This window comes from Stackebrandtia sp., from assembly GCF_035643755.1.
GTDB lineage: Bacteria > Actinomycetota > Actinomycetes > Mycobacteriales > Micromonosporaceae > Stackebrandtia.
Genome location: NZ_DASQPW010000264.1, coordinates 20,822 through 46,459, shown reverse-complemented (window position 1 = coordinate 46,459; position 25,638 = coordinate 20,822). Strand labels below are relative to the sequence as shown.

The following is a 25,638-nucleotide window of genomic DNA, read 5'->3' as shown; positions in this document are numbered from 1 at the left end:
CTTTTCGTTGCGCCCGTTGCCATCGACCGAAACGTCCATTTAGTCAGAAAAATCCCATATGGGGCGTATCCCGACCCCCGCTGGTTCGTTGAAATAGGCAGTGGGCGAACCATTCGCCCACCACAGCGCGAAGCGAGCAGGGTGAGGGACACCATGACGGACGACAACCGGGTACGCGGCCTCCGCCGCTTCGCCCGCGTGCGTCGTTCGTCCCTCCTCACCTACGCGACGCGTGGTTTGGTGATCGCGGGTATGGCGGGGGTGGCCTGGATTCTGGGCACCGCCGTAGCCCAGGCTTCCACCACCGATAGTCCACATTCTTCGGACGGTCTTGTGCCGGCGACAGCATCGATATTCGATGGAGTCGTCCCAAAATCGGAGCAGGCCGCACGATCGATTCAGTCCAACCAACTGCAATCGGGCGCTCCGTCGCATATAGACGTCGCCAAGGCACTGGTGTCTGACCCGTCCGAGAAGACCGACGACTCGCTCGCCAGGGGCCATCACGGCTCCGCGTTCCGGCTGGTCGAACAGCCGGCCCGGAACCTGTCGCTCGATGCGGTGACCGCGAAGTCCTCCAAACCACTCGCCGAGGTGACGCGACCAGTCGCCACACCGGTGACACACATGGCACGTCCGGTGGTGAACCCGGTGACCGACATGGTCTCCCCGGTGACCCGGCACGTGGAAACCAAGACGACCCGCGTTTGGGACCTGTTGTCCGAAACGACCGCGCCGGTAACCGCCTCCGACGCCGACGTCGCCTCCATGTTGTCCCCGATGGCCGACGGCGGTGCGTTGTCTGAGCTCATCAACGACGCCGCGGGCACGGGAATCGACCGATTCCGTGGACCGGACGCGTCCCGAATCTCGGGTGCCGAAGCGGCATCGCACGACAACGGTGGTGACCCCGGGCGCTTGGCCGCATCCGGAAACGCCACCGGTGCCGCCGCGTTGTCCGGCCACGCGCCCGAAGCGACGGCCAACTCGGGCCCCGGGTCAGCGGACCCGGATTCCCCGTTCGGACCGTCGATGCCGCCTCGCGCTTTCCTCGCAACCGGTGCTTCGACCGCGGGTAGCGGTGCCGCCTTCGGCGGTGCCCCGTACGCCGGCTCGGTGTGTGTCGGTGCCGTCAGCTCGTTCCACGACGCCCGGGTGTCCCGGGTTCGGCCGGACTCGGCCACCATGGGACGTCGCTGCGAACTGATCGCCGACCCCGCGGTCTCTCCCGACTAGGGTTCCGCCCGCGCTGCGAGTTCTGCCGCGGGTGAATGCTCACCGCCGATGCGGGACCACTGTGGTCCCATCCGGGCAGTTCTCGTCGCACGGGTGCGTTCGCCGGCACCAACGGCCGGTGTCCGGCGAACGACCATCGCGATCCAGCGACACTCTTGCGGGGAAATATCCACATCGGAAAGTTCTTTCCGGACTGTTTCAATGCGCCTTCCATTTCAAGGTAAGTAATCAAGGAGAAAACCATGCGTAAGACCCTGGCGGTTGCCGCCATCGCGGCCGGCATCGGCGCGTTCGCCCTGGCGGGTGCGGCCCAGGCCGCCCCGACCGGGAACTCCGGAGCCCACAGTGGACCTCTGGGTCTGGTCAACGTGGACGCCTCGGACGCGGCCCACTGGCAGATCTGTGGCCAGAACGTCGGAGTCATCTCCGACAACCAGAACTGCAACAACAAGGACCACGTCGGCTCGGGCCCGCAGTCGGGCGCCAGCTCCGACGGCGTCGGCCTGGGCAACCTGGACGCCTCGTCCGCCGCGCACTGGCAGATCTGCGGCCAGAACGCCTTCGTGCTGTCGAACGGCCAGGTCTGCAAGAACAAGGACCACGTCGCCGGCTAAGGCGCCAGCTACGTCCGCGGGAGGGACCGTGCGGCCACAGCCACTGGCATCCGCGGTCCACCCGCAACCCAACCGGAAACCCAATCCTCGCAACGAATCAAGGAGAAAACCATGCGTAAGACCCTCGCCGTCGCCGCCATCGCCGCGGGCATCGGTGCCTTCGCCCTGGCGGGCGCGGCCCAGGCCGCCCCGACCGGAAACTCCGGTGCGCACAGCGCGCCCCTGGGTCTGGTGAACGTGGACGCCTCGGACGCGGCCCACTGGCAGATCTGCGGCCAGAACGTGTTCACGATCTCGGACCAGCAGAACTGCAACAACAAGGACCACGTGGGTCACGGCCCGCAGTCCGGCGCCAGCTCCGACGGCGTCGCCCTGGGCAACCTGGACGCCTCGTCCGCCGCCCACTGGCAGATCTGCGGCCAGAACGTCGGCGTGCTGTCCAACGGCCAGCTCTGCGACAACCACGACCACACGGGCAAGTAAGACGTCGCGCGGTCGGGGTCGCGCCGAACGCGCGCGGCCGACCCCGACCACCGCACGAAGATCCACAGTAGTCAAACGATCGACAACGGGAGAACATCACATGCGTAAGTTCCTGACCACCGCCTTCCTCGCCGCCGGCATCGGCGCCCTGGCGCTGACCGGCGTCGCCCAAGCCCACGGGGGCATGTACGGGGCCGCGCCGACCGGAAGCTCCGGCGCGCACAGCGGACCTCTGGGTCTGGTGAACGTGGACGCCTCGGACGCCGCGCACTGGCAGATCTGCGGCCAGAACGCCTTCGTGTCGTCCACGGGCCAGCAGTGCGACAACAAGGACCACGTCGGCATGGGCCCGCAGTCGGGCGCCAGCTCCGACGGCGTCGGCCTGGGCAACCTGGACGTCTCCGACGCGGCCCACTGGCAGATCTGCGGCCAGAACGTCGCCGTGGCGCCATCGCTCAACCAGCTGTGCGACAACCACGACCACACCGGCAACTAATCCGGTAGGTCGCGGTTACGAAGGGGGCGGGTCTCGCCATCGACACCGTCGTCGATGGCGAGACCTGATCCATACACGACGGTTCATATAGGAGGCAACATGAAACGCTTGCTCGGCCTCTCGGCGCTCGCGCTGGGATTGGGCATCCTCTCGGTCGCCGGCACGGCCAACGCCGCGCCCGGCCTCTCTTCCACCGGCTCGGACAGCCTGAGCTTCGCCAACGTCAAGGCCGACGACCTCGCGCACGTGCAGGTCTGCGGCATCAACGTGGCGGACCAGACCATCGCGCAGGCCTGCGACAACTCCGACGGCATCGGCGCCCCGAGCGGCGCCGGGTCCTCCGGGGGCAGGACCCTGTCGGCGGCCGACGTCGACGTCTCGCACGCCGGCCACCTCCAGGTCTGCGGCGTCAACGTGCTGAGCCACAGCAAGGGCGCGGTGTGCGACAACCGCACCGGCGCCGCCGACGACGGCACGAAGACAAAGAACGGCATCACGCCGGTCAACGTGGACGGCTCCGGGGCCGCCCACTGGCAGGTCTGCGGCGTCACCGTCGCGGCCGACCCGGCGCAGTGCGACAACGGCTCGGGCGAATAGCCGCCCGCCGCCGCCGACGCCCCGGGGCCACTGGAGCTCCCGGGGCGTCCGGCCGCCGGTCAGCCGATGTCGTAACCCACGCTGCGCAGGATCACCGTGGTCAGGCCGGCGCCCAGGAACGCCGCGGCCGTGCCCGTGGCGCCGGAGCGCCAGCCCACCGCGGGAAGCCGCAGCAGCACCGCGATCAGCAGGCTCAACGCCAGGGACGGAAACGCCCACGGCATCGCCGCGCCCAGGCCCTCGCCGATGCGCTGGCCGGGCCCGCATTGTCTTCCGTCGCAGGTGTTCCCGGCGAACAGCAGCGACCACAGGACGAACAGCAGCGCCGGGATCACGTACCAGGCGGCGGTCGCCAGCAGGGTCGGCACGAAGGCCCGCTCGCCGGTGCCGTCCACCCGGTCGGTGCGCTCGATCTCGCGCGGGGATTCCATGACTGACAGTGTGCCCGCAGCCGTGAGGCTTGTCATCGTCCTTCCGGACCAGGGCGCGAGGGGTGGGCAATTTTCATCCACAGCCTGTGGGAAGCGACTTGGCAGCTCACCGCGGCTCGTCGGGGCGCGGCGGCGAGTTGTCCACAGCCGCGCCACAGGGTTATCCACAGGTCGACGCGCGGTTGTGCACACCTTATCCACAGAGTTATCCACAGGCGGATTTGCGCTGGTGACGCCGCCGCCATAGGGTCGGTGCCTACCGAAAGTTGTCGGTGGCGGCTGATAAGAAGAAGATTCGACTAACGCGGGGATGGCTCCATCATGGAACACAATGCTTCCGCCGGTCGGCCGCCCAGCGGCCGCCAGCCCAACTCGCCACATTACGAGGACGAGCCCCCACCCCCCGAACCCGGCGAGTTCGAGCGCACCCCTCCGCAGGACGTCATGGCCGAGCAGTGCGTCCTGGGCGGCATGCTGCTCAGCAAGGACGCCATCGCCGACGTGGTCGAGATCCTCAAGTCCGTCGACTTCTACAAGCCCGCGCACTCGGTCATCTTCGACGCCGTGTGCGACAAGTACGCGCGCGGCGAACCCGCCGACCCGGTGACGCTGGCCGCCGCCCTCAACGACATGGGCGAGCTGGGCCGCATCGGCGGCGCCCCGTACCTGCACACCCTGATCTCCTCGGTGCCCACCGCCGCCAACGCCGCGTACTACGCCAACATCGTCGCCGAGCGCGCCATCCTGCGCCGCCTCATCGAGGCGGGCACCCGGGTGGTGCAGCTGGGCTACGGCACCGCCTCGGGCGCGGGGCGCGACGTCGACGACCTGGTGGACCTGGCGCAGCAGGCGGTGTACGAGGTCACCGAGCGCCGGGTCAGCGAGGACTTCGCGGTGCTGTCCGAGCTGCTTCAGCCCACGTTGGACGAGATCGAGTCGATCGGCGAGAACGCCGGCGCCATGACGGGGGTGCCCACCGGCTTCTCCGACCTGGACCGCCTGCTCAACGGCCTGCAACCCGGCCAGCTCATCATCGTGGCCGGCCGCCCCGGCCTGGGCAAGTCCACCGCCGCCATGGACTTCCTGCGCCACGCCGCCCTCCACCACCAGCAGGCCGCGGCGATGTTCTCGCTGGAAATGAGCAAGATCGAGATCGTGATGCGGGTGCTGGCCGCCGAGACCCGGGTTCCGTTGCACGTGTTGCGTTCCGGCCAGCTCTCCGACGACGACTGGACCCGCCTGGCCCGCCGGATGGGCGAGATCTCCGAGGCGCCGCTGTTCGTGGACGACACGGCGTCCATGACGCTGATGGAGATCCGCGCCAAGGCCCGGCGCCTCAAGCAGCGCCACGACCTCAAGCTCGTCGTGGTCGACTACCTCCAGCTGATGTCCTCGCCGAAGCGGGTGGAGAGTCGCCAACAGGAGGTCTCCGAGATCTCGCGCGGCATGAAGCTGCTGGCCAAGGAGATCGAGTGCCCGGTGATCGCCGTCGCCCAGCTCAACCGCGGCCCCGAACAGCGCACCGACAAGCGTCCACAGCTGTCGGACCTGCGCGAGAGTGGTTCGCTGGAACAGGACGCCGACATCGTCATCCTGCTGCACCGCGACGACTACTACGACAAGGAGTCGCCGCGCGCGGGCGAGGCGGACTTCATCGTCGCCAAGCACCGTAACGGCGCCACCGACACCGTCACCGTCGCCGCCCAGCTGCACCTGTCGCGCTTCGTCGACATGGCGGTGTGAGGCGGCGTCGAGTAATGTCGCGCCGAACCTTGATCGATTCTCGAGAGGAACCCCACCCCCGATGAACACCATGGTCCGAAAGCTGGCGGGATTGACGCTGGCGGGCGGCTTGGCGCTGGCCTCGCTGAGCGGTTGCGGCCTCCTCGGCAACGCCGTCGACTGCGCGAGCATCAGCGACGAGATGAACGACACCGTCAACGCGGTCGGACAGGACGACTTCGACAGCAAGGTCTCGACGCTGCGGGACAAGGCCGACGGCATCGACGACGCCGACCTCAAGAAGGCCGTCATGGACTTCGCCGACCTCACCGAGGACCTCGACAAGTCCACGAAGGACCCCGGTTCCTCCACCGGCGACGTGCCCGACGCCTCCAAGGCCCAGGACATGGTCGAGACCATTCAGGACAAATGCCAGAACCTCTAGCGTCCGTCGGTGGCGGCGTGGCTCAGTTGAAGCGGCCGCGCATGAACGCCACGCCGAGGGCGACGAAGCCCGCCGCCATCGCTCCCGCCAACAGGTAGACCACGCCCGTGGCCGCGTAGACCAGGGACAGCAGGGGGGCGCAGCCCGCGGCGATCACTCCCAGGGCCAGCACCCTGTCGCGGTCGATGGAGATCCGCAGGCCGTCCTTGATGTGGACGGGGATCTGGCGGGTCACGAAGTACAGGCCGATCAGGCCGAGGACGGCGCCGATCGCGGCGATGACGCGGGCGGCGGTGGGCTGGCCGTTGGACAGCCCCGCCGCGACGATCGGCACGCCGACCCCGATGGCCGCGGCGATCGACAGGCTGCGGCGGACGGGCGCGGGAATCCGGGCGCGGGCCTTGCGGGCGGGGCCGTACTCCCATTCGTCGCGGCGGGCGCGGCGGCGGGCGGTCGAGGGGGCGTCGGGGTTGTCGCGCAGCAGCTTCGGGCCGAGCTGGGTGTCGTCCTCCACCAGCGGAATGATGCCGGGGTCGAGGCGGCGGGCGGCGGCCAGCGCGCGGTCGGCGAGGTCGTCGAGTCCGAGCGTGGCGGCGACCAGGGCAAGGGTGAGGTGGGCGCGGGCCTCCTCGGGGGCGATGCGCACCGCGACCCACGCGGCGTCCAGGGCGTCCTGGCCGTTGCGGCTCTCGCGGACGATCAGGGCGTAGTGGACGTTGTGCCACCAGGACTCGGGGTATTTGCGCTGGATCTCTTCGGCGACGTCGAGCGCGTCGTTGGGGCGCCGCATCAGGGCCAGGGCGTGGCCGCGGGCCAGCAACGCGGGCTCGTGGGTGGGTTCGGCGCGCAGCGCGGCCTCGGCGGCGGTGAGGGCGTCGTCGTAGTTGCCGACCTGAAGCTCCACAATGGCCAACAGGGTGAGGGCGGGCACGTGTGCGGGGTCGGCCGACAGCGCCCCGCCGAGTTCCTCGCGAGCCTCGTCGAAGCGATCCAGCTCGACCATGAGTTCGGCGCGCGCCAGATACGTGTCGGCGTCGCCGATGTTGCCGAACGAGGAATTCACAAATTGAAGGGTAACCGCGGCGCGGGAAGCACCAGGGCGACCGCGGTGGCGGCCAGACCCTCGCCGCGGCCCGTGAAGCCGAGCCCGTCGGTGGTGGTGGCCGACAGCCGCACCGTCGCGCCCAGACACTCCGCCATCACCCGCTCGGCCTCGGCGCGGCGCGCGCCGAGCTTCGGCCGCGTGCCGATGATCTGGACGGCCACGTTGCCGACGGTGTAGCCCGCCTCCCGCACCCGACGGGCGGTCTCCTCCAGCAGCCGCAGGCCCGACGCGCCCGCCCACTCGGGGCGGGAGGTCCCGAAGTTGCTTCCCAGGTCGCCGAGCCCCGCCGCCGACAGCAGCGCGTCGCACGCGGCGTGGCAGGCCACGTCCCCGTCGGAATGTCCCGCCAGCCCGGGCGCGTCGTCCCACTCCAGGCCCGCCACCCAGCACGGGCGGTCGGGATCGAAGGCGTGTACGTCGGTGCCGATGCCGACTTCGGGAATGGTCACGGCCACCGAGCTTAATGGTCCCGAGAACCATGAATCGGGGGTCTGGGGGCGGAGCCCCCAGCGGGGAGCACGGGGCGGAGCCCCGTGGCGCCGCGCGAAGCGCGGCAAAAAGACAAGAAAAACGGGGTGGTCTTGCGTAGCAAGACACACCCCGCCTATCGTTTTTCTCTCAGGCTTCGGCGAGCACCTTGTCGAGCAGAACCTCGGCGTCGTCCTTGGTGCTGGACTCGGCGAGAGCCACCTCGCCTACCAGGATGTCGCGCGCCTTGGTCAGCATGCGTTTCTCCCCAGCGGAGAGTCCGCGCTCGCGGTCGCGCCTCCACAGGTCACGAACGACTTCGGCGACCTTGAGCGGGTTGCCCGAGGCAAGCTTCTCCAGGTTCGCCTTGTACCGTCGCGACCAGTTCGTCGGTTCTTCGGTGTGCGGGGCGCGCAAAACGTCGAAGACCTCGGTCAGTCCCTCGGCGCCTACTACTTCTCGCACGCCGACTAGTTCGACGTTGGTGGATGGAACCCGCACCGTCAGGTCACCCTGTTCGACGCGCAGGACGAGATACTCCCGTTCTACGCCTTTGATGGTGCGAGTCTCGACTGCTTCGATGAGTGCGGCCCCGTGATGGGGGTAAACAACGGTCTCGCCGACACTAAAACTCATAGGATCGAAACCCCTTTCGCTGTGTCAAGGGTAACACGGTCATGTGCTGCGTCGCCGCTCCGCGTGGCGACGAAACCGCAGGTCACCCTCAATGTGAGCAAAAGCTCGCGGCGTCGGTGACCCCCAGGTGAGCAGACAGTCACACCACTGTGGTCAGTGGCACTCCCCGTCACTGCCTACTGTGATCGTTTTTCCGCCCACACCGTACGGCTCCTCTACCAAGGATACCGATCATGCTTGTCCCGTTCCACATCTAGCGCTGAGCGTCACTTGGTGGCAGGCTGGGAAACAGAACACTCCGTACCACGTGTCCCGGTGTCCCGCGCGGCGTGGCGAGGCGCCCGGGGCCGCAGGGGTTTCCCTGGCAGGAGGTCTGCGATGGCACCACCATCCGGCGGCGACAGTCACATCCCCGGTCTTCCCGAGGAGTGGGGCAAGGTCGTCATCCCCGATGATCTTTCCGAATTGGACGATCTGGTCGCCGAGGTCCGCGAGGAGCTGCGGTACGACGCCCGTACGGCCCGCCGGGAGCGGCGGTTGCCCTTCATCGTGCTGGCGGTGACGGTGGCCATCACCCTGGCGAGCCTGTTCACCGTGCCGTGGCTGGGCCGCGCGGGCCCGGCCGATCCCTCACCGAGACCCTCCACGAGCCAGTCGGTCGAGACCGGCAACGAGAGCTCCAAGGCCGAGACCTGCGCCGCCAGCGGCTGCGCGCCCAGCAAGTCGGCTAAGACGTGAATGTTGAAGACCACCCGTTTGCCCTCGGTGGTGTTGATCCGTTCGTTGATGCCCCATAGCTGCTTGGTCTGCGGCCAGTAGGACAGGTTCTGGGTGAGCGGCGGGCCCTGGGTGAACACGTGCGGCTCGCCGTCGGGCGCGGCGCGGTGGACGCAGACCCAGTTGTTCGGGTCGTCGGGCGGCGGCGTGCCCGGACAGTCGCCGGTGATGTAGAAGTAGGTCCCGTCGGTGGCGATGCCCTGCTGGTGCCAGATAGGGGAGGCGAACGCCTCGGTGGCCTTGCCGCTGGGCAGCCCGGTGGCCGCGTCGATGCCCCAGCGGATCACCCGCCCGCCGGCGGCGCCCGGCTGGTAGTACTCGGCGGTCACGAAGGACGTGCGGTCGGGGGCCAGCGAAATGGAGTTCATGCACGGGTCGTCGCCCTCCACCGAGGCGCACGACTTCCATGAGCCGCCGGCTCCCCACCCGGTGCGGTACTCGGCGATCATCGGCATCGCCCAGCCGTGCCAGCGCGCGTACGCGCCGTCGCCGACCAGGCCCACCTTTCCCGCGTCGTCGCCGGAGGTCCCGGTCTGCCAGATGTGCTCGGTGCTGAACACCTGGAGCCGTCCCCCGGTGGCCACGAACAGCCTGTCCCCGAACCACATCAGGCCGTCGGCGTGGACGTTGTCCACACCGGTGAAGTTGCCGTCGGCGGTGGGCTGTACCAGCAGCAGGTGGTGGTACCTCGGGGCGGCGGAGGCGTCGGACACGTCCGCGATGCTGATCCGGGCGAAGGTGTTGTCCGTGAAGTGCCAGCTCGCGGCGATCAGCCTGCGCCCGCCCACCTCGCCGGAGGGGTCGGCGTCGCCGGAGCCGGTGATGCCCTGCGGCGTCCAGTCGGCGGAGGTGTCGTCGTCGGCATCCCAGCAGAAACCCGCGGGCTTCAGCTCGGACTTCAGATTGGTGGGGTGGCACAGCCCGGCGCGGCCGGTGCGGGCGGGGGCGTCGGCCGTCACCACTTTGTCCAATGTGGTCTTGACGATCCGAGGGTCCTTCTCCACCTTGTCGACCATCGATCCGTAGTCGATGCCCGCGGGGCTCGGGGAGAGCGTGAAGCCCGAGGCGTCGATGTGCCTCAGCGTCGCCGCCTGGGACTCCGACGCCAGAGCCGGGAGGGCGAAGGAGGCCAGCGCGCCGAGCGCGGTGGCGATGCAGGCGGCGGTGATCAGACGTCGCGTCACGGTGTGACCTTCCGCCGAGGGGCTCGCGGAAGGTCAACATATCAAGATCAGTCACCGCCGTGACCTGCGTGTTCAGTGAATTTATGGACGCGATCGGCGCAGCAGAGCCGCGTACAAGGTGAGGCCGGGGCCGAACGCGCACGCGACGGCCTCGGCGGGTCGGGTCCGCCGCAGGCGGTTCAGGATCATCAGGACCGTCGCCGAGGAGCAGTTGCCGTGTTGGCGCAGCACCTCCCGGGATTCGCGCAGCCGCGTCTCGTCGAGGCGCAGGACGTCGGCGGCCACGTCCAGGATGCGGCGGCCACCGGGGTGGATCGCCCAGGCGTCGATGTCGTCGATGGTGGCGTCGTGGCGGCGCAGCAGGGTGGTGACGGTGTCGGGCAGGTGCCGGGCCAGCACCAGCGGCACCCGCGACGACAGGCCCATCCGGAAGCCCTGATCGGTGACGCGCCAGGTCATCGCCGCGGAGTGCGCGGTGTCGGTGCGGGAGGCGATGTCGACGACCTCGAGGCCCTCGCCGCCGGGCACCAGGACGACCGCGGCGGCGGCGTCGGAGAACAGGGCGTGCGCCACGGTCTGCTCGGTGTTCAGGGGGGCGGGCTGGAGATGGAGGCTCGTGAGCTCGACGCACAGCAGGGCCGCGGGCCGCCCCGACTGGCGCACGTAATCGGCCACGGTGGACAACGCGGGAATCGCGGCGTAGCAACCCATGTGGCCGACGACGACGCGCCGCATGTCGGCGGCGGCGCCCAGCCGCGCGGCCAGGGTGATGTCGAGGCCGGGGGTAACGTAGCCGGTGCACGAGACGGTGGTGAGCAGGCCGAGCTCGGCGGCGTCCACATTGGCGTCGCGCAGCGCGTCGCGCAGGGCGCGCTCGCCGAGCGGGACGCTTTCGGTCTCGTAGCGGGCCATCCGTTGCGCCGTCGTCCACTGTGAGATGTCCTCGGTCAGCGGGTCGATCACGCCGTGACGGGTGTCGACCCCGGCATTGAGGAAGATCTTCTTGGCGCGGTCGTCGCCGGAGGTGTGGCCCTCGAAGTACCCGTCCCACAGGGTTTCCTGATCGAGAACCCCGGGAGTGGCCTCGCCGAATCCGGCGATGATCGGCTTCACCATCGCGGGCCCGCCGTGGCGTCGGCGTAGGGGTCGCCGCCCAGGGCGTTGACGCCCAGCCAGTCGGCGCACACGTCCGATGTGGCCGGTTGGAGGGCGCCGCAGCGGGCGTCGCGGAACAGTCGCTCCAGGGGGTTGCCGCGCCGGATCGACGAGGCCCCGCACACCTCCATCATGGACGCGGTCACCTGGGTGGCGGTGTCGCCGGCCAGCAGCTTGGCCCGCCACACCCATTCGGCGGACTGCGGATCGGCGGCGTCCACCAGGCGGGCGGCCTCGCGGACGGTGGCGTACGCGGAGGCCACCGCGGCGTCGGCGCGGCCCAGCCGGGCGCGCACCGAGGCCATCGTGGACAGTCGGCGCTGGTTGGCCTGCTCGGCGGCCAGCTCGATGGCGGCGCGGGCGACTCCGATGTAGACGGCCGCGTAGCTGGCGACCATCCAGTGCGGCGCCAGCTGGGCGGCCAGCAGGGTGATGCCCTCGACCCCTCCCAGAAGGGCCCGCGGCGACACCCGGACGTCGAAGTGGACGTCGTGGCTTCCCGTGGCGCGCATGCCCATGGTGTCCCAGGTGGGCTCCACGGTGATGCCCTCGCCCGCGGGCACCACGAACTGCGACACCACGGACGCGTCGACGGTGCTGCGGGCCGCCACCAGGTAGCCGTCGGCGTGCCCCGATCCGGACACGAACGCCTTGGCGCCCTTGATGTGGAAGCCGTCGTCGGTGGGCGTGTAGGCGGTGGTGATCTTGGACAGTCGCGAGCCGACGCCCCGTTCGCTCATCGCCACGGCGTACAGCGCGCCCGACGCGGCGTCCGACAGCAGCTTGTCGCGCTGGGCGAAGAAGGTGTCCCCCGCGCCGAGCTCGGCGGCCAGCTCGTCGGGGGCCTGGGCGAGCGCCCCGGTGACCGAGGCGTGCATGTTGAAGATCAGGCCGGTCGAGCCGTTGCCGCGCCCCAGGTGGTAGGCCACCTCGACATAGTCCAGAAAGGACGCCTCCCGGCCGCCGAGCCGCTTCGGCACCATCAGGCCCAGCAGCCGATGCTCGCGCAGCCCCGCGAAGTCGGCGTCCGGAAAGGACCCGTCGGCGTCGTGCTTCGCGGCGCGCTCACGCATCCCGGCGACCATGCGCCGCACCTCACGCATCCTTCACTCCCACTCCCGCGTACAAGATGGACGTCGACCTGGTGCGAATGATCGGCACCTCGCCCCGGCGCCGCACCAGCCAGCGCAGCATCGCACCGGCGGCGGGGCGGATGCCCCACAGCTTCAGTGTGACCCCCTCGGCCGCGCACGCGCTGAGAAGCCCCTGAGGCGGCACGAAGAGCGCGGGGTCGTGGATGCCCGGAGGCGGCCCGCCCGGCATCTTCTCGGCCAGGGTGACCGCCACGAAGCGGCACAGGCGGGTGTCCGCCAGGGTGTCGACGATCAGGGTCCCCGCGGGGCGCAGGACCCGGCACGCCTCGGCGATCGCGCCGCGCCAGTCGGGCACGTGCTCCAGGATCTCCCCGGCGACCACCACGTCGGCGCACGCGTCGGCCAGCGGCAGCCGCAGCGCGTCGCCTTGGGCGGCAAGCACTCCGTGGTCGGCGGCGCGGCGCAGGTTGTCGTGCCGCAGGTCGACGCCGATGTGGCGGTAGCCGTCGATGTGGGCGGAGTTCAGCCCGCCGCCGCAGCCGATGTCGACGCACACGGCGTCGTCACGGGTCGGGGCGGGCAGCAGCGCGCAGCGCGACCTCGCCAGCCAGTGCAGCATCGCGAAGGCGCCGTCGGGCTTCCACCATTCCTCGACCAGATCATCGTATTGACGCGGGTCGTTACGTACGATCATGCGTACCTCTTCGTCCATGCGAGACTAGCCGCCGTGAGATCGCTTGCGCTGCTGCGCGCCTGCCATCCCGGCCCGGTCGCGGTGGTGACCCTGGTGGCGACGGGAATCGCCGCCGCGTCGGGACGTCCATGGTGGCAAACCCTGTCGGTGTTCGCCGCCGTGCTGTGCGGGCAGCTGTCGGTGGGCTGGAGCAACGACGCCTTCGACGCCGAGCGCGACCTGCTGGCCCAGCGCACCGACAAGCCCGCCGCCACGGGGCGGATCGCCACGCGGGTGCTGTGGCGCTGCGCGATCGCCGCCGGGATCGCGGCGGTGCCGCTGTCGTTCCTGGTCGGCGCGCCCGGCGTGTTCCACATCGTCGGGGTGTTGGGCGGGTGGATGTACAACGTGTCGCTGAAGGCGACCGCGTGGTCGCCGCTGCCGTACGCCATGAGCTTCGGGCTGCTCGTGACCTACGCCGCCGCCCACCCTCGGGTGTGGACGGTGGCGGCGGGGGCACTGTTGGGCACCGCCGCGCACTTCGCCAACACCCTCAGCGACCTGGACGACGACATCGCCATGGGGATTCGCGGGCTTCCGCATCGTTTGGGCGCCATGGGTTCGCGGATCGCGGCGGCGGTGCTGCTGGTGGGCGCGGGCGTCATCGCGGGCCTGCACATCGCGGGCGGCTGGGGGATCGGCGTGCTGGTGGCCAGCGGGCTCGGCGGGGCCGCGGCGGTCGCGCTGCCCGGGGGGCGGGCGGTCTTCCGCGTCGTCATGGGACTGGCGCTGGTCGACGCGCTGGCGCTGCTGGTCGCCGTGGCCCTGTAACACACAGGGGCGGGTCGAAGAGAGGCATCTTCGACAAGCCGTCTAATGTGTGGGTCGCATGTGCGGTCATGAGAAAGGACGCCACGGTGCGTATTAAGTCGAAGCCGTTGACCTGGTCGATGTTGGGAGTCGGCATCGCCGCCACCCTCGCACTGTCGGCTTGTGGCGCGGGCCAGGACGCCCAGACCGAACACATGGTCGCCGCCGTTCCCGGCGCCAGTGTCGACCTCGACCACGAGGACAAGGGCATCCGCCTGGCGCTGCGCAACATGGTCGTGGAGTACAACGAGGACGGATACGCCAAGGGCGCCACCGCGCCCCTGGTGGTGCGGATCGTCAACGCGGGCTCCGTCAACGACACCCTGACCAAGGTGAGCACCCCCGCCGCCACGGGCATCGAGGTGGTCGACCAGGGCGGCGACACGCCGTCGTCCGACTCGGCCTCGGCCTCGGGTTCGGCCAGCGGGTCGGCCTCGGGTTCCGCCAGCCAGGACACCGCGACCAAGGGCTTCACTGTGGACGTTCCCGTCGTGACGGGCGGCCACGTGACCCTGGCGTCCAAGCAGGCCCAGGGCGACGGCCAGTACCTGGAACTCCAGGGCCTCAAGCGCGACATCGCCCCCGGCGACGAGATCAAGGTGACGTTCACCTTCGCGAAGGCGGGAGCGGTGACCGCCGAGCTGCCGATGACCCCGCCCGCCGAGGGCGCCAGCGACTCCGCGGTCGCCGAGTAATCCCGCCCGTTGTCGTAGCCTCGGCGTAACTTCTGGCCATGGCCAAGACGCCCCGCTCCGTATACGCGTGCTCCGCCTGTGGGCACTCGGTTCCCAAGTGGATGGGTAAATGCCCCGACTGCGGTGAGTGGGGCACCATGGAGGAGACCGTGGCCCGCGCCCCCGCCGCGACGGCGGGTCCCCGCGCGACGTCGGTGGCGCGCCCCGCCAGCCCCGCGCTGCCGATCTCCCAGGTCAGCGCGTCCCAGGCCCAGGCCAAGCCGACGGGCGTGACCGAATTCGACAGGGTGCTGGGCGGCGGGTTGGTGCCCGGGGGCGTGGTGCTGCTGGCGGGGGAGCCCGGGGTCGGAAAGTCCACTTTGCTCCTGGACGTGGCGCACCGCTACGCCGCGGCGGGCCACGGGCGGGTCCTGGTGGCCACGGGCGAGGAGTCGGCGGCCCAGGTGCGGCTGCGCGCCGATCGGATCGGCGCCCTGCACGACGACCTGATGCTGGCGGCCGAGACCGAGCTGTCGGCGGTGCTCGGCCACCTTGAGGACGTCAAGCCAGGGCTGCTCGTGCTGGACTCGGTCCAGACGGTGTCGACCGCCGAGGCGGACGGGGTGCCCGGCGGCGTCACCCAGGTGCGCGCGGTGGCGGCGGGCCTGATCGGCGTGGCCAAGGAGCGCGGCATCACCTGCATCCTGGTCGGCCACGTCACCAAGGACGGCAACATCGCGGGCCCCCGCGTCCTGGAACACCTGGTGGACACGGTCCTGCACTTCGAGGGCGACCGCCACTCCACGCTGCGCCTGCTGCGCGGCGTCAAGAACCGCTTCGGCGCCGCCGACGAGGTGGGCTGCTTCGACATGACCGAGGACGGCATCGTCGGCCTCACCGACCCCGCGGGCCTCTTCCTCGCCGAATCCCCCACCGAGCCCGTCCCCGGCACCTGCGTCACGGTCACCATGGAGGGTCGCCGCGCGATGCTGGTGGAGATCCAGGCCCTGGTCGGCGGCAGCGCCAAGGACGGCACGATCCCCCGCCGCACGGTCTCGGGCCTCGACTACGCCCGCCTCAACATGGCCCTGGCCGTCCTCCACCAGCGCGGCCAGGTCCACTGCCTCGACCGAGAGGTCTACGCCGCCACGGTCGGCGGCATCAAGGTCATCGAACCCGCCGCCGACCTAGCCCTGGTCCTGGCGGTCGCCTCCTCCATCTCGGGCGCCCCCGTCTCGGCCGACATCGTCGCCATCGGCGAGGCGGGCCTCACGGGCGCCATCCGCCGCGTCTCGGGCGTCCCCCGCCGCCTCGCCGAGGCCGCCCGCCTCGGCTTCCGCCACGCCCTGGTCCCCCCAGGCTGCGCCGACGGCGCCCCCAAGAACATGACGGTCACCGAGGTCGCCACGGTCAAGGAGGCCACCCGCATCGCCGCCAAACACTGGGCCTCCCGCTAACCCGCTCCCCCTAGCCCGCGGTGGGAGGGGAAATCCGAACGCGAGCCTTCCTTCCGTGTCCCGCGCCAGAGCCATCTGGGCGGGAAGGTCCCCCGAGACGGGCTCCCCGCAAACTCCCGCGCCAGAGCTCGACGTGAGGGGATCGGGACGCGGGCCTTCTCCCGTCGCGTGCCCGAGTTGCCTGGGGGAGAGGGTCTCACTTGACGAGGCTCCCTGCCCCGAGCCAGGGCTCGATGGGAGGGGATGGGACGGCAGGTCTCCCACCCGTCTCCCGCTATAGAGCTGCCTGGTCCATAGGGTCGCTTTCTCGAACACAAAACCGCGGGTTACGGCGCAGGTTGACTGGCCCGAGTTGTGGTCGGTGGCGAAATCGAGCTCAAAACCCAACGCCCCGGCGACCAATGCCGACAGTGACATGTCCGCTGAACGGATCGTCCTACCTGCGGCGCCGTACGAGGCGGTCCCACCGGGTGCGTAGCAGGATGCCGATGGCTAGTAGTGCGCCTGCCAAGGTCATCAACCACACCAGCGGGGTGCCGGTGATCGGCAGCGACCGGCCATGATCGCCCGGCGCCGGGGCGCTCGCCGGACTCGGCGCCCCGCTGGATGCGGACACGTCGCCGCTTGGCGACCCCGAGGCGCTGGTGCTCGGCGTCGCCGGCGTGCTGCTTGAGAGGGACGACCCGCTCGGCGTAGGCGCGCCACCGCAGTCCACGGTGAACAACTTGGTCTTTGGCGCGCCGTCTTTGCCCTGCCAGGTCCAGTCCACCTCGTAGTGCCCGTCGGGTAGCTCCATATTCGTCGTGTACCCGTGACCGTCACTGTCGAGCCTGATCGAACCCTGATTGACCTGGGCGGTGCCGGTGGGGGGATGTTGGCTGATGGTCCACTCAAGCTGCTGCAGCCCATCGAAGTGGAACGCGTCGAAATAGAACACGCACACCTGCGGTTCGTTGCGTTCGTCGTCTGTGGAGGTAGTCGACTGATGGACCTTGATGTCACCGTTGTCGCCGGGGGCGGCGCTGGCCGGTTCGGCAATACCGAGTACCGCAACGGATGTTGAGATCGCCAACATGAGCGTCGTCAGACGCGTGACCGTGGTCGTCTTCATCGGCGCTTCCCTCAAGACGAGTTTGACCGTGCGGGGACATGTTCCCGAGCACGTGGAGTCACTACCGTAGTGCGAAGCGTGCGATGTGGGCCCAAAGCGCGCACGGCATGTCGCGACCGCGGCGGCAAGACCTTGGGTGCGTTGGCCTCACCCGTCACCTCTGCGGTGGAAGGTTTCGTGGCCGATCAGGTCAAGACAGCGGTCCATGGTGATCAGTTTTCACGGCTATGGGTGGAGTGGCGTCGCTTCCGGACGTCCTTTCCTGGCTCCTACCGCTGGCGACGGTCATCCTGCATCGCCATCGCGCCGAATCGACGGAAAGGCTTGATCGTTGCGGCGCTGATGGTGGCCGTGGTCGTGGTCGCGCTGGCCTCGTCGTTTTGAATGCGTTTGGCCATTCCGTAGGTGGCGTTGTTCCCTCTTTGGGGTCCAGTGTTCGCATAGGGACTGTTGGTGGAAGGAAGGGGGCTTGAAAATCTTGGCCGCTCTGGAGGGGGAGTTTTAGGCGTTCGCGGCCTCTTCGGACTCGTCGAGTTGGTTGGTGACGTCGACGTGGGCGGGGGCGAGCTTGGCGAACTTGTCGAGGATGATGTCGGGCTCGCCGACGAAGTCGGCCAGGCGGACGGCGAGGTCGAAGTTGTCGACGCGGCCCTCGGTGGCGCGGTTGGCCTCGCGCAGGACGGCGCGGTCGAGGAAGCGGGGGCGGTCGCCCGTTGTGTGTCCACAGTAGTCGTCGACGGCGATCAGCATGTAGGCGTCGCCCGTGCGGCGGCCGGGGACCGTCATCGCGGTGACCTCCTCGACGTGGGCCCAGGGCAGCAGCACCGTGCGGAACGCGCCCGGGCGCACCGCGATGCCGTAGTGGTTCGCGGCCAGGCGCGGCGGGCGCAGGGCGGGGATCGCCACGACCAGGATGCCGAGCACCACGACGATGCCCACGAAGACGGGGGCCTTGGCGGCGGGATTGGTCGCGCCCGTGTCCAGGGCGGCGGGCTCGGAGGCGAAGATCAGCCAGGTGAACGCCGTGATCACCCCGCCCGCCACCAGGTAACCCACCAGGCGCATCAGGGCGCGCTTGGGCGGACGCTGGTTGACCACCATCCAGCCCGCCGGAACCTTGCGTGGCATCGCCACCACCCTTTCGCGCTCGCGGCAAATACGCTACGCCGCGTGGCCGTCGGTGGCCACCGCCTAGACTTGTCGGACGTCGACGACCCAGACGTCGGACGTACGATCATGCCGGACGTGCCGGTGACTGTGGAGGGAGCGGCAGAGCCTTGGTACTGCCCGAACGCGACGAGCCCCTGCGGGCCACGTTGGCGCTGATGGCGCCCGGTACCGCACTGCGCGACGGATTGGAGCGCATCCTGCGCGGCAACACCGGAGCGCTCATCGTCCTGGGATTCGACGAGGTCGTCGAGGAGCTGTGCACCGGGGGGTTCCAGCTCGACGTGGAGTTCTCCGCCACCCGCCTGCGCGAACTGTGCAAGATGGACGGCGCCGTCGTCCTCACCAACGACGGCACCCGCATCGTGCGTGCCGCCGTGCACCTGATGCCCGACTCCACCATCCCCAGCGAGGAATCGGGCACCCGCCACCGCACCGCCGAGCGCGTCGCCAAGCAGGCGGGCTGCCCCGTCATCTCGGTGAGCCAGTCCATGCGCATCATCGGCCTGTACGTCAACGGGCAGCGCCACGTCCTGGACGAGTCGGCCGCGATCCTGTCGCGCGCCAACCAGGCGCTGGCCACGCTCGAGCGCTACAAGGCCCGCCTCGACGAGGTCGCCGGGACCCTCTCCGCCCTGGAGATCGAGGACCTGGTCACCGTCCGCGACGCCATGGTCGCCGTGCAGCGCACCGAGATGGTGCGTCGCATCGCCGACGAGGTGGAGGGCTACGTCATCGAGCTCGGCACCGACGGCCGTCTGCTGGCCCTGCAGCTCGACGAGCTCATGGCCGGCGTCGACACCGACCGCGCGCTCATCGTCCGCGATTACCTTCCGTCCGAGCACGACCGCACCGCGCCCGCGGTGAGCATGGCCGGGCTGGACGCCTTGTCCGCCAACGAACTGCTCGACCTGTCGGCGGTGAGTCAGGCGCTGGGCCACTACGGCGGCACCGAGCTGCTGGACTCGACCATCAGCCCGCGCGGCTTCCGTCTCCTGGGCCGCGTCCCGCGCCTGCCCGGCACGGTCGTCGACCGCATCGTGGAGCACTTCGAGTCCCTGCAGCGCCTGCTGGGCGCCACCGTCGACGACCTGCAGCAGGTCGACGGCGTCGGAGCGTCCCGCGCCCGCAGCGTCCGGGAGGGACTGTCCCGCCTCGCCGAGGTGTCCATGTTGGAACGTTACGTGTGAGGGCGCGCGGCGGCCTCCTGGCGCTTCTCGAATCGCTCCCTGTCCTTGATCGACTGGTAGCCCTCGGGGTCGAAGCGGCGCCGGTGCGCGTCCAGCAGCGCGTCGAGCTTCTCGTGGTAGTCGTCCATCAGTGGCCTCACCACTGAGCGGAAGTCGGCGCGGAATTCGTTCTCGGACAGCGCGTCGAAGGTGCCGCGTTGGATCGTGAACCTCCAGTTCTGGAAGCCCACGCAGCTGATCGCGAGCCTTCCGCTGTCGGACGTCGCGCCCATCTCCATCGCCCGGCGCGCGGCGAACAGTTCGCGGTCGGCGAAGCCCGCGGGGTGGCGCATCTCCTCGGCGGCGGCCGCGCCCGCGGTCTGGGTCGTGGCCAGGACATCCGCCTTGCGGTAACCCACCCACAGCAGCTGACACAGCGCGGCGATCTGGCTGCCCATGGCGGCTTCGGTGTATTCGCGGTAGGCGTTGTCGATGAACTTGATGTCCGCCATTCCCTGGTGGACGCGTCCCCGGATCCGTTTGTCCGGCGAGGTGACCTTGAGGTCGAGTCGCCGCATCATGTCGCCCCAGGATTCCATGTTTGCTCCTTGACATGAGGGGTGTTATCAGGCGTCCGGCAGGTGCCAGCCGTGCTGATACGTGTCGTCGACGTCGTTGTCGTCGAGCGGCGAGTCCCCGTTGGACTCGTTGCCGGCCTTGTCCTTTGGGAAGGCGTATTTGCTCTCGTTGACCATGGGGCCCACCATGTGCAGGCGCGTCTGACCGCCGGAGATCTTCCCGCACAGCGCGTCGATCGAGTCCTTGACGGCCTTCAGATGGCCCTTTTGCTGGTTCTGGATCTTGGTCAGCGCATTGCTCATGTCGTAGACCATTCCGCCGGGACTGTCGGCGCTGATCGTGAACCGCTCGCCGTTTTTCTTGTTCTCCTGCGGAATCGCGCCGAAGACGGTGGTCGTCTGCGTCGCCGTGGCCGCCACGATCGTCAGCGCCGTGGCCTCTGGCGCGGCGATCGACACGGCGACCGCGAGCGTCGCGGCGACGATGGTCATCAGGAACTTTCCGTCGTCCTTTGAGGAGAAGACGCTGAAGTCGCTGGTGTTCTGGTCGGCGGCCTTGGACGCATTCTTCATCATCTCCCGGACGTCCTGGCGGGTGCGGACGTACACCGCCTGGTGCGCCTCGACGATCATCTGCATCGCCGACAGCATCCACGCCTGGTTCTTGATGGCTTGCCCGGGGGTGTTATCCGCGGTGGTGTAGTAGGGAAGGAAGTTTTTCGTGAAGGCGTCGGCCGAGTCGCCGGTCCACGGCGGGCTGGCGCTGTAGCCGCCGCCCGTGACGGTGTTCTTCACCGTCGTCATGTGCTGGGCGACGGTCCCACCGGGGTTCTGGTCGGGGCCGTCGCCGGATCCCTGGGACGCGCTGTCGACGCCCAGCATCAGCGCCGCCTTCCTGAACTTGGTGATGGCGTCGGTGAACGAGCTCGGGTTGACCGTGGTGAGGTCCTTCAATGGTTGCCGGAAGCCCTCGATCGCGGGCTTCACCCAGTCGGCGGCCTTGATTACGTCCTTCATGTGATCGATCGGGTCGTCGATGGCGGACTTGGTGTAGTCGCCGCCCGACACCGACGTGAGCGCCGACGAGAGATCGTCGAGTGCGTCGTTCATTTCGGCAGCCCCCCGTCGTCGTGAGTCGGCACCCCATCGGACCACTTTCCGTCCTTGCCCAATGTGGGCAGTTGGCCGTTGCAGTCCTTTTTGATGGCGTCTTGTGCGTCGGTGTCGTTCTGCGCGAATTCCAGGGCGACCATGCGCAGGATGGTGCCCGCGTTGAGAAGATTGTTGTCGGCGTCGGCGATGATGTGTTCCGCCTGCGACATGCAGTCGGTCCAGTAGTCGCCGTTGGCGGGGATGGAGACGGTGGTGAGGACGGTGGAGTTGATGTCGCGGTAAACGTGGGCTGCTTCGGGCAATTCCTTGCCCCCGGCTCTTTCGAGCAGGTGGATCTCGGCGGAGGTTTCTGACATTTCTGCTCCCATAGTCGATGATTTGCGTGGGGGCTCGCGATCCCGTGGCCCCCAACAATACTCTGAGTGCTGTGACCATTTACTCATCAGAACGTGCCATGGTTTGGGTCTGAATGGACGGTTGACGGGCGGCGGTGGATTCAGGGCGCCCCGAATGCCAGGTCTGGGAATGACTGGTTCCTGTTGGGTGGGTATGGGCCGGTGCGCGGCGTCGGCTCCGCCGTGTCCCCCCAGTAAGGTCGAATGGACCACCGGCACACGAAAGGGACGCGTCCTCCATGACGGGCTTGAGCGCCACGTTCGCCAACGCGGTCGCGCTGCACCTCAGCGCCGCGGGGCGGGTCGATGCCGCCGCGGGGCGGCTGGACGCGCTGTCGAGGGCCGGGGTGGACCCGGCCAGCGTCACCGCCGAGCGCGGCCTGGCGCAGCGGCTTTCGGCAGCGGCCCAGGGATTGCGGGGGGTGCCGGGGCTGGTGCGCCTCGGCGAGGCGAGGCTGCACGACTCGGGCTTTCCCGTCCACGTCCCGTTCATGGGCGCCGCGCATCTCGCCGTGTCGGCCGACGCCCGCGATCCCCGCGTGGCGGGGCTCGTGCGGTCGCTGCTGTTGCAGACCCTGAGCACCGAGAAGGCGGGTTCCGTCGAGGTGGTCGGCGTGGACACCGCCGCCGTCGGCGCCACCCTCGCGCCCCTGCATCCGTTGGTGGACGCGCGATTGATGAGCCCCGTGGCCACCGACGCCGCCGGCCTGGAGCGCGCGCTCGCGGCCGCGGAGGAGCACGTCAAGACGGGGCTGCTGGAGCAGCGCGCCACCAAGCTGATCCTGGTGATCGCCTCGATGGACGAGGCCCGCCCGGCGACGCTGTCGCGGCTGGCGGCCCTGGCCCGTTCGGGCGTCGGCGCCGGGCTGCACATCATCGCCGCGGGCGTGGCCGAGCTGCCCGAGTCAGTTCAGATCACTGTGGACGGCGACATGTGGGTGGGCAACCCGCCGGGCGTCACCCTGGGCGCGCGCGGCGGCCTGCTCGCCCCGGTCGCCTTCGACCCCGCACCCGATCCCGAGCTGCTGCGCGTCGAGTGCGCGCGCATCGCCGAGGAGGCCAAGGCCGCCGCGGAGCTGCGCTTCGCCGATCTGGCGCCCGCCGAGCTGTGGCGGGAGGACCCGTCGGAGGGCGTCACCGCCATCGCGGGCAAGGATTCGCGCGGCATCGTGCGGCTGTCCTTCGACGACACCACCCCGCACTGGCTGATCGGCGGCCGTACCGGAGGCGGCAAGACCGTCTTCCTGCTCAATATCCTCTATGGACTCACGGCGCACTATTCGCCCGATGACCTGGCGCTGTACCTGCTGGACTTCAAGGAGGGCGTCTCCTTCACCGAGTTCACGCCGCAGGCCTCCGATCCCACCTTCATCCCGCACGCCCGCGCCGTCGGCGTGGAGTCCGACCGCGAATACGGCGTCGCGATCCTGCGCGAGCTGGACGCCGAGATGACCCGCCGCTCGGTGATGATGAAGCGCCACGGCGTGGCCCGCTACTCGCAGCTGCGCGGCGCCGAGAGCCTGCCCCGCATCGTGTGCATCGTGGACGAATTCCAGGTCCTGTTCGCGGGCAACGATTCCCTGGCCCGCCAGGCCGTCGCGGTCCTGGAGAACCTGGCCCGCAAGGGCCGCTCCTACGGCGTCCACCTGGTGCTGGCCAGCCAGACCACCTCGGGCATCGAGGCGCTGTACAACAAGCAGGAGTCGATCTTCGGCCAGTTCCCGCTGCGGGTCGCCCTGCCCGGGGCCAATGCGGTGCTGGACGTCAACAACAACGCCGCCGCCGGGCTGCGCACCGGCGAGGCCGTGATCAATGTGGATGGTGGCGCGGCGGGCCGCGAGCGCCGCATCCGCTTCCCCAACGCCCACGCCGACAACGACACGCTCTACCAGCTGCGCCACGACATGTGGTCGGCGCGCGGCGAGGCGGCGCCGCCCACGGTGTTCTACGGCTACGCCGCCGTCCACCTCGACGACGACCCGCGGTACGCCGCGCTCACCCCCAACCCGCACCCGGAGGTCCTGTTGGGGCGCAGGGTGAACGCCAGGCTCGACACCGCCGCGTTCTCGCTGGACTCCACCCCGGGCCGCCACCTGTCCATCCTGGGCGCCGACCCCGTCGGGGCCCACCTGCTGCACGCCGCCACCGCGTCGCTGCTGCGGCAGCGCCCCTCCGCCCGCTACCTGGTCGCCGCGCTCACCCCCGACGCCCGGGCCCGCGCGACCCTCGACCTGGTCGGCGAGCGCGGGGAGGCCGTCGCCGCCGCCCAGCTGACCGAGACCCTCACCGAGCTGGCCGCCTCCGACGACCCCGCGTTCCTCATCGGCTTCGGGCTGGACGCCGCCAATCTGGACCGCGCCGGGCAGGCCGCCCTGCGCAGGCTGTTGCGCGAGGGACCGGGCCGCGGCGTCCACCTGCTGGGCTGGTGGCGGGGCCTGCGCCGCTTCGCCGACGACATCGGGGGCAGCTCCGGGCGCGAGGACGTGGCCGGGGCCGTGGTCCTCAACATCCCCGGCGGCGAGCTCATTGGCCACTTCGGACAGTCGTTCCTGGACTGGGACCCGCGCCCCGGTCGCGGCCTGTTCATCGACCGCCACGCCAACACCCGCGAACTGTTGGTGCCCTTCACCTCCCCGGAGGAGCCGTGAGCCAGCCCGCCGGCCCCTACGCCGACTATCTCGCCGCGCTGCGCGAGCTCGACGGCGTCCGCGCGTCGCAGCACGACGCCGACGCCGCCCGCCGCGACCGCGTCGAGGGCTCGACCGCCAGCATCGACGCCATGCGGCAACGCCTGGCCACCCAGCGCGAGCGACTGTCCACACTAGCCAACCAGTGCGGGCTGCCGCGGCCGCCCACCCAGTCCAACCCCGTGCCGATCCCCGACGACCCGGCCGCCGCGCTGAGTGCCGCCGAAGCCGATGTGGCCCAGGCCGACTCGGGCTACCAGGACGCCTGGTACCTCGCCCACCGCCCCAAGCTGCTGCCCCGCTGGCGCGCCGACGACCGCAACGGCGTGATCTACGGCGGCTTCGCGCTGCTCGCGCTGGCCGCCCAGACCGTCACCCTGATCCTGACGGCGGGCACCGAGCGCATCACCGACGCGCTCCCGCAGATCCTCCTGGTCTACTTCGGATACCCGCTGCTGGCCTTCGCCGCCGGGTGGCTGTGCGTCGGGCTGGTCTCCCAACCGGTGCTCGGCGAGGGCACGTTGGGCCCCAACGGAAAGCTGGTCCGCAACCCCCGGCTCGGCATGGCGATCTGCGCCAGCACCATCGTCGTGGCCTGCTGGCTCGGCAACGTCTACCTGAACTAGTCGGGGGCGATCGAGGCGTCGCCGGTCTTGACGGCGCCGGCGAACTCGTAGTCGTTGACGGCGATCCCGCCGTCGAACACTTTGCTGCCCACCAGCCGCAGCCCGCGCGGCGGCGTGTCCTGGGCGAACAGCCGCTTGCCCTCGCCCACGATCACCGGCGCCACGATCAGCGTGAGCCGGTCGACCAGGTCGTGGCGCAGCAGGGTCCGCACCAGCATGCCGCTGCCGATGACGAAGATGTCGCCGTCGTGCCGCCGCTTCAGCGCCCGCACCTCCTCGGCCACGTCGCCCGGCAGCAGCGTCGAGTTCTCCCAGTCCGCCGAGGTCAGCGTCCGCGACACCACGTACTTCGGGCTGTGGTTCAGCTTCGCCGCCATCGGATCGTCGTCGGCGGCGTGCGGCCAGTGGTGGCCGAGGATCTCGTAGGTGTGGCGGCCGTAGAGGAACACCTCGACCGCCAGGTGGCGCGCCAACAGCTCCCCGCCGATCGACTCCTCGACGTACGGGGCGAACCAACCGCCGCTGGCGAAGCCGCCGCTGGTGTCCTCCTGCGGCCCGCCCGGCGCCTGGTAAACGCCGTCGACGGTGATCATCGTGTTGGTGACCAGCCGGCCCATGGGTCCTCCTCGGACGAATCGCGGATTCCTCCACACAGTGTGGCGGCCCGGGCCCGTT

27 protein-coding genes and 1 pseudogene are annotated in these 25,638 nt (G+C 69.8%); 14 read left to right on the top strand and 14 right to left on the bottom strand.

Annotated features, from left to right (window positions below; genetic code table 11):
- Nucleotides 1-153: 153 nt before the first annotated feature.
- From VE172_RS20565 to VE172_RS20545, 5 genes are all read left to right on the top strand, one after another.
- Nucleotides 154-1,236 (top strand): hypothetical protein, encoded by a 1,083-nt coding sequence (locus VE172_RS20565; RefSeq protein ID WP_324803860.1) that lies wholly within the window; start codon nucleotides 154-156, stop codon nucleotides 1,234-1,236.
- 242 nt (nucleotides 1,237-1,478) lie between these two features.
- Nucleotides 1,479-1,850, top strand: a complete 372-nt coding sequence (locus tag VE172_RS20560; RefSeq protein ID WP_324803859.1) for a hypothetical protein — start codon at nucleotides 1,479-1,481, stop codon at nucleotides 1,848-1,850.
- Between the two features lie 111 nt (nucleotides 1,851-1,961).
- Nucleotides 1,962-2,333, top strand: coding sequence for a hypothetical protein (locus VE172_RS20555; protein WP_324803858.1), 372 nt, complete (start codon nucleotides 1,962-1,964; stop codon nucleotides 2,331-2,333).
- A gap of 100 nt (nucleotides 2,334-2,433) precedes the next feature.
- A complete protein-coding gene (locus tag VE172_RS20550; protein WP_324803856.1) occupies nucleotides 2,434-2,829 on the top strand; it encodes a hypothetical protein in 396 nt (131 codons plus the stop codon).
- A gap of 99 nt (nucleotides 2,830-2,928) precedes the next feature.
- Nucleotides 2,929-3,426 carry a hypothetical protein gene (locus VE172_RS20545; RefSeq protein ID WP_324803855.1) on the top strand — a complete coding sequence of 166 codons (498 nt, stop codon included), beginning with the start codon at nucleotides 2,929-2,931 and terminating at the stop codon, nucleotides 3,424-3,426.
- Nucleotides 3,427-3,485: 59 nt separating this feature from the next.
- Here VE172_RS20545 and VE172_RS20540 read toward each other — a convergent pair whose 3' ends face one another.
- Complete coding sequence (locus tag VE172_RS20540; protein WP_324803854.1) at nucleotides 3,486-3,857, bottom strand: hypothetical protein; 372 nt, start codon at nucleotides 3,855-3,857, stop codon at nucleotides 3,486-3,488.
- Between the two features lie 321 nt (nucleotides 3,858-4,178).
- Between VE172_RS20540 and dnaB the strand changes: the two genes are divergently transcribed.
- Entirely contained in the window at nucleotides 4,179-5,600 is a 1,422-nt protein-coding gene (dnaB, locus tag VE172_RS20535; RefSeq protein ID WP_324803853.1) for a replicative DNA helicase, read from the top strand.
- Between the two features lie 61 nt (nucleotides 5,601-5,661).
- Nucleotides 5,662-6,024: a hypothetical protein gene (locus VE172_RS20530; RefSeq protein WP_324803852.1), complete on the top strand. Its 363-nt coding sequence runs from the start codon at nucleotides 5,662-5,664 to the stop codon at nucleotides 6,022-6,024.
- Between the two features lie 22 nt (nucleotides 6,025-6,046).
- Here the strand turns inward: VE172_RS20530 and VE172_RS20525 are convergent, their stop codons facing one another.
- From VE172_RS20525 to VE172_RS20495, 7 genes are all read right to left on the bottom strand, one after another.
- Nucleotides 6,047-7,087, bottom strand: a complete 1,041-nt coding sequence (locus VE172_RS20525) for a tetratricopeptide repeat protein (protein WP_324803851.1) — start codon at nucleotides 7,085-7,087, stop codon at nucleotides 6,047-6,049.
- On the bottom strand, nucleotides 7,084-7,578 hold the full coding sequence (gene ispF, locus VE172_RS20520; RefSeq protein ID WP_324803850.1) for a 2-C-methyl-D-erythritol 2,4-cyclodiphosphate synthase: 495 nt from the start codon (nucleotides 7,576-7,578) through the stop codon (nucleotides 7,084-7,086). The genes VE172_RS20525 and ispF overlap by 4 nt, the downstream gene beginning before the upstream one ends.
- Nucleotides 7,579-7,747: 169 nt before the next feature.
- Entirely contained in the window at nucleotides 7,748-8,233 is a 486-nt protein-coding gene (locus VE172_RS20515; RefSeq protein WP_324803849.1) for a CarD family transcriptional regulator, read from the bottom strand.
- Between the two features lie 404 nt (nucleotides 8,234-8,637).
- Complete coding sequence (locus VE172_RS20510) at nucleotides 8,638-10,194, bottom strand: hypothetical protein (protein WP_324803848.1); 1,557 nt, start codon at nucleotides 10,192-10,194, stop codon at nucleotides 8,638-8,640.
- Between the two features lie 81 nt (nucleotides 10,195-10,275).
- Nucleotides 10,276-11,310: a type III polyketide synthase gene (locus VE172_RS20505; RefSeq protein WP_324803846.1), complete on the bottom strand. Its 1,035-nt coding sequence runs from the start codon at nucleotides 11,308-11,310 to the stop codon at nucleotides 10,276-10,278.
- Nucleotides 11,304-12,452, bottom strand: coding sequence for an acyl-CoA dehydrogenase family protein (locus VE172_RS20500; protein WP_324803845.1), 1,149 nt, complete (start codon nucleotides 12,450-12,452; stop codon nucleotides 11,304-11,306). Before VE172_RS20500 ends, VE172_RS20505 begins: the two co-directional genes overlap by 7 nt.
- The gene (locus tag VE172_RS20495) at nucleotides 12,445-13,155 is read right to left on the bottom strand and encodes a methyltransferase domain-containing protein (RefSeq protein ID WP_349258476.1); all 711 of its coding nucleotides are present in this window, start codon (nucleotides 13,153-13,155) and stop codon (nucleotides 12,445-12,447) included. The genes VE172_RS20500 and VE172_RS20495 overlap by 8 nt, the downstream gene beginning before the upstream one ends.
- A gap of 15 nt (nucleotides 13,156-13,170) precedes the next feature.
- Here VE172_RS20495 and VE172_RS20490 point away from each other — a divergent pair, with 15 nt between their 5' ends.
- From VE172_RS20490 to radA, 3 genes are all read left to right on the top strand, one after another.
- Nucleotides 13,171-13,947, top strand: a complete 777-nt coding sequence (locus tag VE172_RS20490; protein ID WP_324803843.1) for a UbiA family prenyltransferase — start codon at nucleotides 13,171-13,173, stop codon at nucleotides 13,945-13,947.
- A 68-nt stretch (nucleotides 13,948-14,015) separates the two neighbouring features.
- The gene (locus VE172_RS20485) at nucleotides 14,016-14,681 is read left to right on the top strand and encodes a copper chaperone PCu(A)C domain-containing protein (RefSeq protein WP_324803841.1); all 666 of its coding nucleotides are present in this window, start codon (nucleotides 14,016-14,018) and stop codon (nucleotides 14,679-14,681) included.
- Between the two features lie 38 nt (nucleotides 14,682-14,719).
- Entirely contained in the window at nucleotides 14,720-16,117 is a 1,398-nt protein-coding gene (gene radA / locus VE172_RS20480) for a DNA repair protein RadA (protein WP_324803839.1), read from the top strand.
- A 436-nt stretch (nucleotides 16,118-16,553) separates the two neighbouring features.
- Here the strand turns inward: radA and VE172_RS20475 are convergent, their stop codons facing one another.
- On the bottom strand, nucleotides 16,554-17,228 hold the full coding sequence (locus tag VE172_RS20475) for a hypothetical protein (protein ID WP_324803837.1): 675 nt from the start codon (nucleotides 17,226-17,228) through the stop codon (nucleotides 16,554-16,556).
- A 177-nt stretch (nucleotides 17,229-17,405) separates the two neighbouring features.
- Here VE172_RS20475 and VE172_RS20470 point away from each other — a divergent pair, with 177 nt between their 5' ends.
- On the top strand, nucleotides 17,406-17,612 hold the full coding sequence (locus VE172_RS20470) for a hypothetical protein (RefSeq protein WP_324803836.1): 207 nt from the start codon (nucleotides 17,406-17,408) through the stop codon (nucleotides 17,610-17,612).
- 117 nt (nucleotides 17,613-17,729) lie between these two features.
- Here the strand turns inward: VE172_RS20470 and VE172_RS20465 are convergent, their stop codons facing one another.
- A complete protein-coding gene (locus VE172_RS20465; protein ID WP_324803835.1) occupies nucleotides 17,730-18,356 on the bottom strand; it encodes a hypothetical protein in 627 nt (208 codons plus the stop codon).
- 170 nt (nucleotides 18,357-18,526) lie between these two features.
- On the opposite strand from VE172_RS20465, the pseudogene disA reads away from it, so the two are divergent.
- Nucleotides 18,527-19,585: pseudogene (disA, locus tag VE172_RS20460) on the top strand (DNA integrity scanning diadenylate cyclase DisA); the annotation flags it as partial.
- Here disA and VE172_RS20455 read toward each other — a convergent pair.
- From VE172_RS20455 to VE172_RS20445, 3 genes are read right to left on the bottom strand one after another with little or no spacing between them, the layout of a single operon-like run.
- The gene (locus tag VE172_RS20455) at nucleotides 19,576-20,163 is read right to left on the bottom strand and encodes a hypothetical protein (protein ID WP_324803833.1); all 588 of its coding nucleotides are present in this window, start codon (nucleotides 20,161-20,163) and stop codon (nucleotides 19,576-19,578) included. The pseudogene disA and the gene VE172_RS20455 sit on opposite strands and share 10 nt — an antisense overlap.
- Before the next feature lie 27 nt (nucleotides 20,164-20,190).
- The gene (locus tag VE172_RS20450; RefSeq protein ID WP_324803832.1) at nucleotides 20,191-21,252 is read right to left on the bottom strand and encodes a hypothetical protein; all 1,062 of its coding nucleotides are present in this window, start codon (nucleotides 21,250-21,252) and stop codon (nucleotides 20,191-20,193) included.
- Nucleotides 21,249-21,611, bottom strand: a complete 363-nt coding sequence (locus VE172_RS20445; protein ID WP_324803831.1) for a hypothetical protein — start codon at nucleotides 21,609-21,611, stop codon at nucleotides 21,249-21,251. Before VE172_RS20445 ends, VE172_RS20450 begins: the two co-directional genes overlap by 4 nt.
- A 278-nt stretch (nucleotides 21,612-21,889) precedes the next feature.
- On the opposite strand from VE172_RS20445, the gene VE172_RS20440 reads away from it, so the two are divergent.
- Both VE172_RS20440 and VE172_RS20435 read left to right on the top strand, forming a co-directional pair.
- A complete protein-coding gene (locus VE172_RS20440) occupies nucleotides 21,890-24,298 on the top strand; it encodes an FtsK/SpoIIIE domain-containing protein (RefSeq protein WP_324803830.1) in 2,409 nt (802 codons plus the stop codon).
- Nucleotides 24,295-24,963, top strand: a complete 669-nt coding sequence (locus VE172_RS20435) for a DUF485 domain-containing protein (RefSeq protein WP_324803829.1) — start codon at nucleotides 24,295-24,297, stop codon at nucleotides 24,961-24,963. Before VE172_RS20440 ends, VE172_RS20435 begins: the two co-directional genes overlap by 4 nt.
- Here VE172_RS20435 and VE172_RS20430 read toward each other — a convergent pair.
- Nucleotides 24,960-25,580 carry a dihydrofolate reductase family protein gene (locus tag VE172_RS20430; protein WP_324803828.1) on the bottom strand — a complete coding sequence of 207 codons (621 nt, stop codon included), beginning with the start codon at nucleotides 25,578-25,580 and terminating at the stop codon, nucleotides 24,960-24,962. The two genes, VE172_RS20435 and VE172_RS20430, sit on opposite strands and share 4 nt — an antisense overlap.
- Between the last annotated feature and the right edge of the window lie 58 nt (nucleotides 25,581-25,638).

Coding starts and splice junctions, on each gene's coding strand:
- VE172_RS20440 (WP_324803830.1), top strand. CDS start 21,890: ATGACGGGCTTGAGCGCCACGTTCGCCAACGCGGTCGCGCTGCACCTC.
- VE172_RS20445 (WP_324803831.1), bottom strand. CDS start 21,611: ATGTCAGAAACCTCCGCCGAGATCCACCTGCTCGAAAGAGCCGGGGGC.
- VE172_RS20515 (WP_324803849.1), bottom strand. CDS start 8,233: ATGAGTTTTAGTGTCGGCGAGACCGTTGTTTACCCCCATCACGGGGCC.
- VE172_RS20430 (WP_324803828.1), bottom strand. CDS start 25,580: ATGGGCCGGCTGGTCACCAACACGATGATCACCGTCGACGGCGTTTAC.
- VE172_RS20475 (WP_324803837.1), bottom strand. CDS start 17,228: ATGAAGACGACCACGGTCACGCGTCTGACGACGCTCATGTTGGCGATC.
- VE172_RS20550 (WP_324803856.1), top strand. CDS start 2,434: ATGCGTAAGTTCCTGACCACCGCCTTCCTCGCCGCCGGCATCGGCGCC.
- VE172_RS20465 (WP_324803835.1), bottom strand. CDS start 18,356: ATGCCACGCAAGGTTCCGGCGGGCTGGATGGTGGTCAACCAGCGTCCG.
- VE172_RS20455 (WP_324803833.1), bottom strand. CDS start 20,163: ATGGAATCCTGGGGCGACATGATGCGGCGACTCGACCTCAAGGTCACC.
- VE172_RS20555 (WP_324803858.1), top strand. CDS start 1,962: ATGCGTAAGACCCTCGCCGTCGCCGCCATCGCCGCGGGCATCGGTGCC.
- VE172_RS20565 (WP_324803860.1), top strand. CDS start 154: ATGACGGACGACAACCGGGTACGCGGCCTCCGCCGCTTCGCCCGCGTG.
- VE172_RS20560 (WP_324803859.1), top strand. CDS start 1,479: ATGCGTAAGACCCTGGCGGTTGCCGCCATCGCGGCCGGCATCGGCGCG.
- radA (WP_324803839.1), top strand. CDS start 14,720: ATGGCCAAGACGCCCCGCTCCGTATACGCGTGCTCCGCCTGTGGGCAC.
- VE172_RS20505 (WP_324803846.1), bottom strand. CDS start 11,310: ATGGTGAAGCCGATCATCGCCGGATTCGGCGAGGCCACTCCCGGGGTT.
- VE172_RS20540 (WP_324803854.1), bottom strand. CDS start 3,857: ATGGAATCCCCGCGCGAGATCGAGCGCACCGACCGGGTGGACGGCACC.
- VE172_RS20450 (WP_324803832.1), bottom strand. CDS start 21,252: ATGAACGACGCACTCGACGATCTCTCGTCGGCGCTCACGTCGGTGTCG.
- VE172_RS20500 (WP_324803845.1), bottom strand. CDS start 12,452: ATGCGTGAGGTGCGGCGCATGGTCGCCGGGATGCGTGAGCGCGCCGCG.
- dnaB (WP_324803853.1), top strand. CDS start 4,179: ATGGAACACAATGCTTCCGCCGGTCGGCCGCCCAGCGGCCGCCAGCCC.
- VE172_RS20495 (WP_349258476.1), bottom strand. CDS start 13,155: ATGGACGAAGAGGTACGCATGATCGTACGTAACGACCCGCGTCAATAC.
- VE172_RS20530 (WP_324803852.1), top strand. CDS start 5,662: ATGAACACCATGGTCCGAAAGCTGGCGGGATTGACGCTGGCGGGCGGC.
- VE172_RS20485 (WP_324803841.1), top strand. CDS start 14,016: ATGAGAAAGGACGCCACGGTGCGTATTAAGTCGAAGCCGTTGACCTGG.
- VE172_RS20545 (WP_324803855.1), top strand. CDS start 2,929: ATGAAACGCTTGCTCGGCCTCTCGGCGCTCGCGCTGGGATTGGGCATC.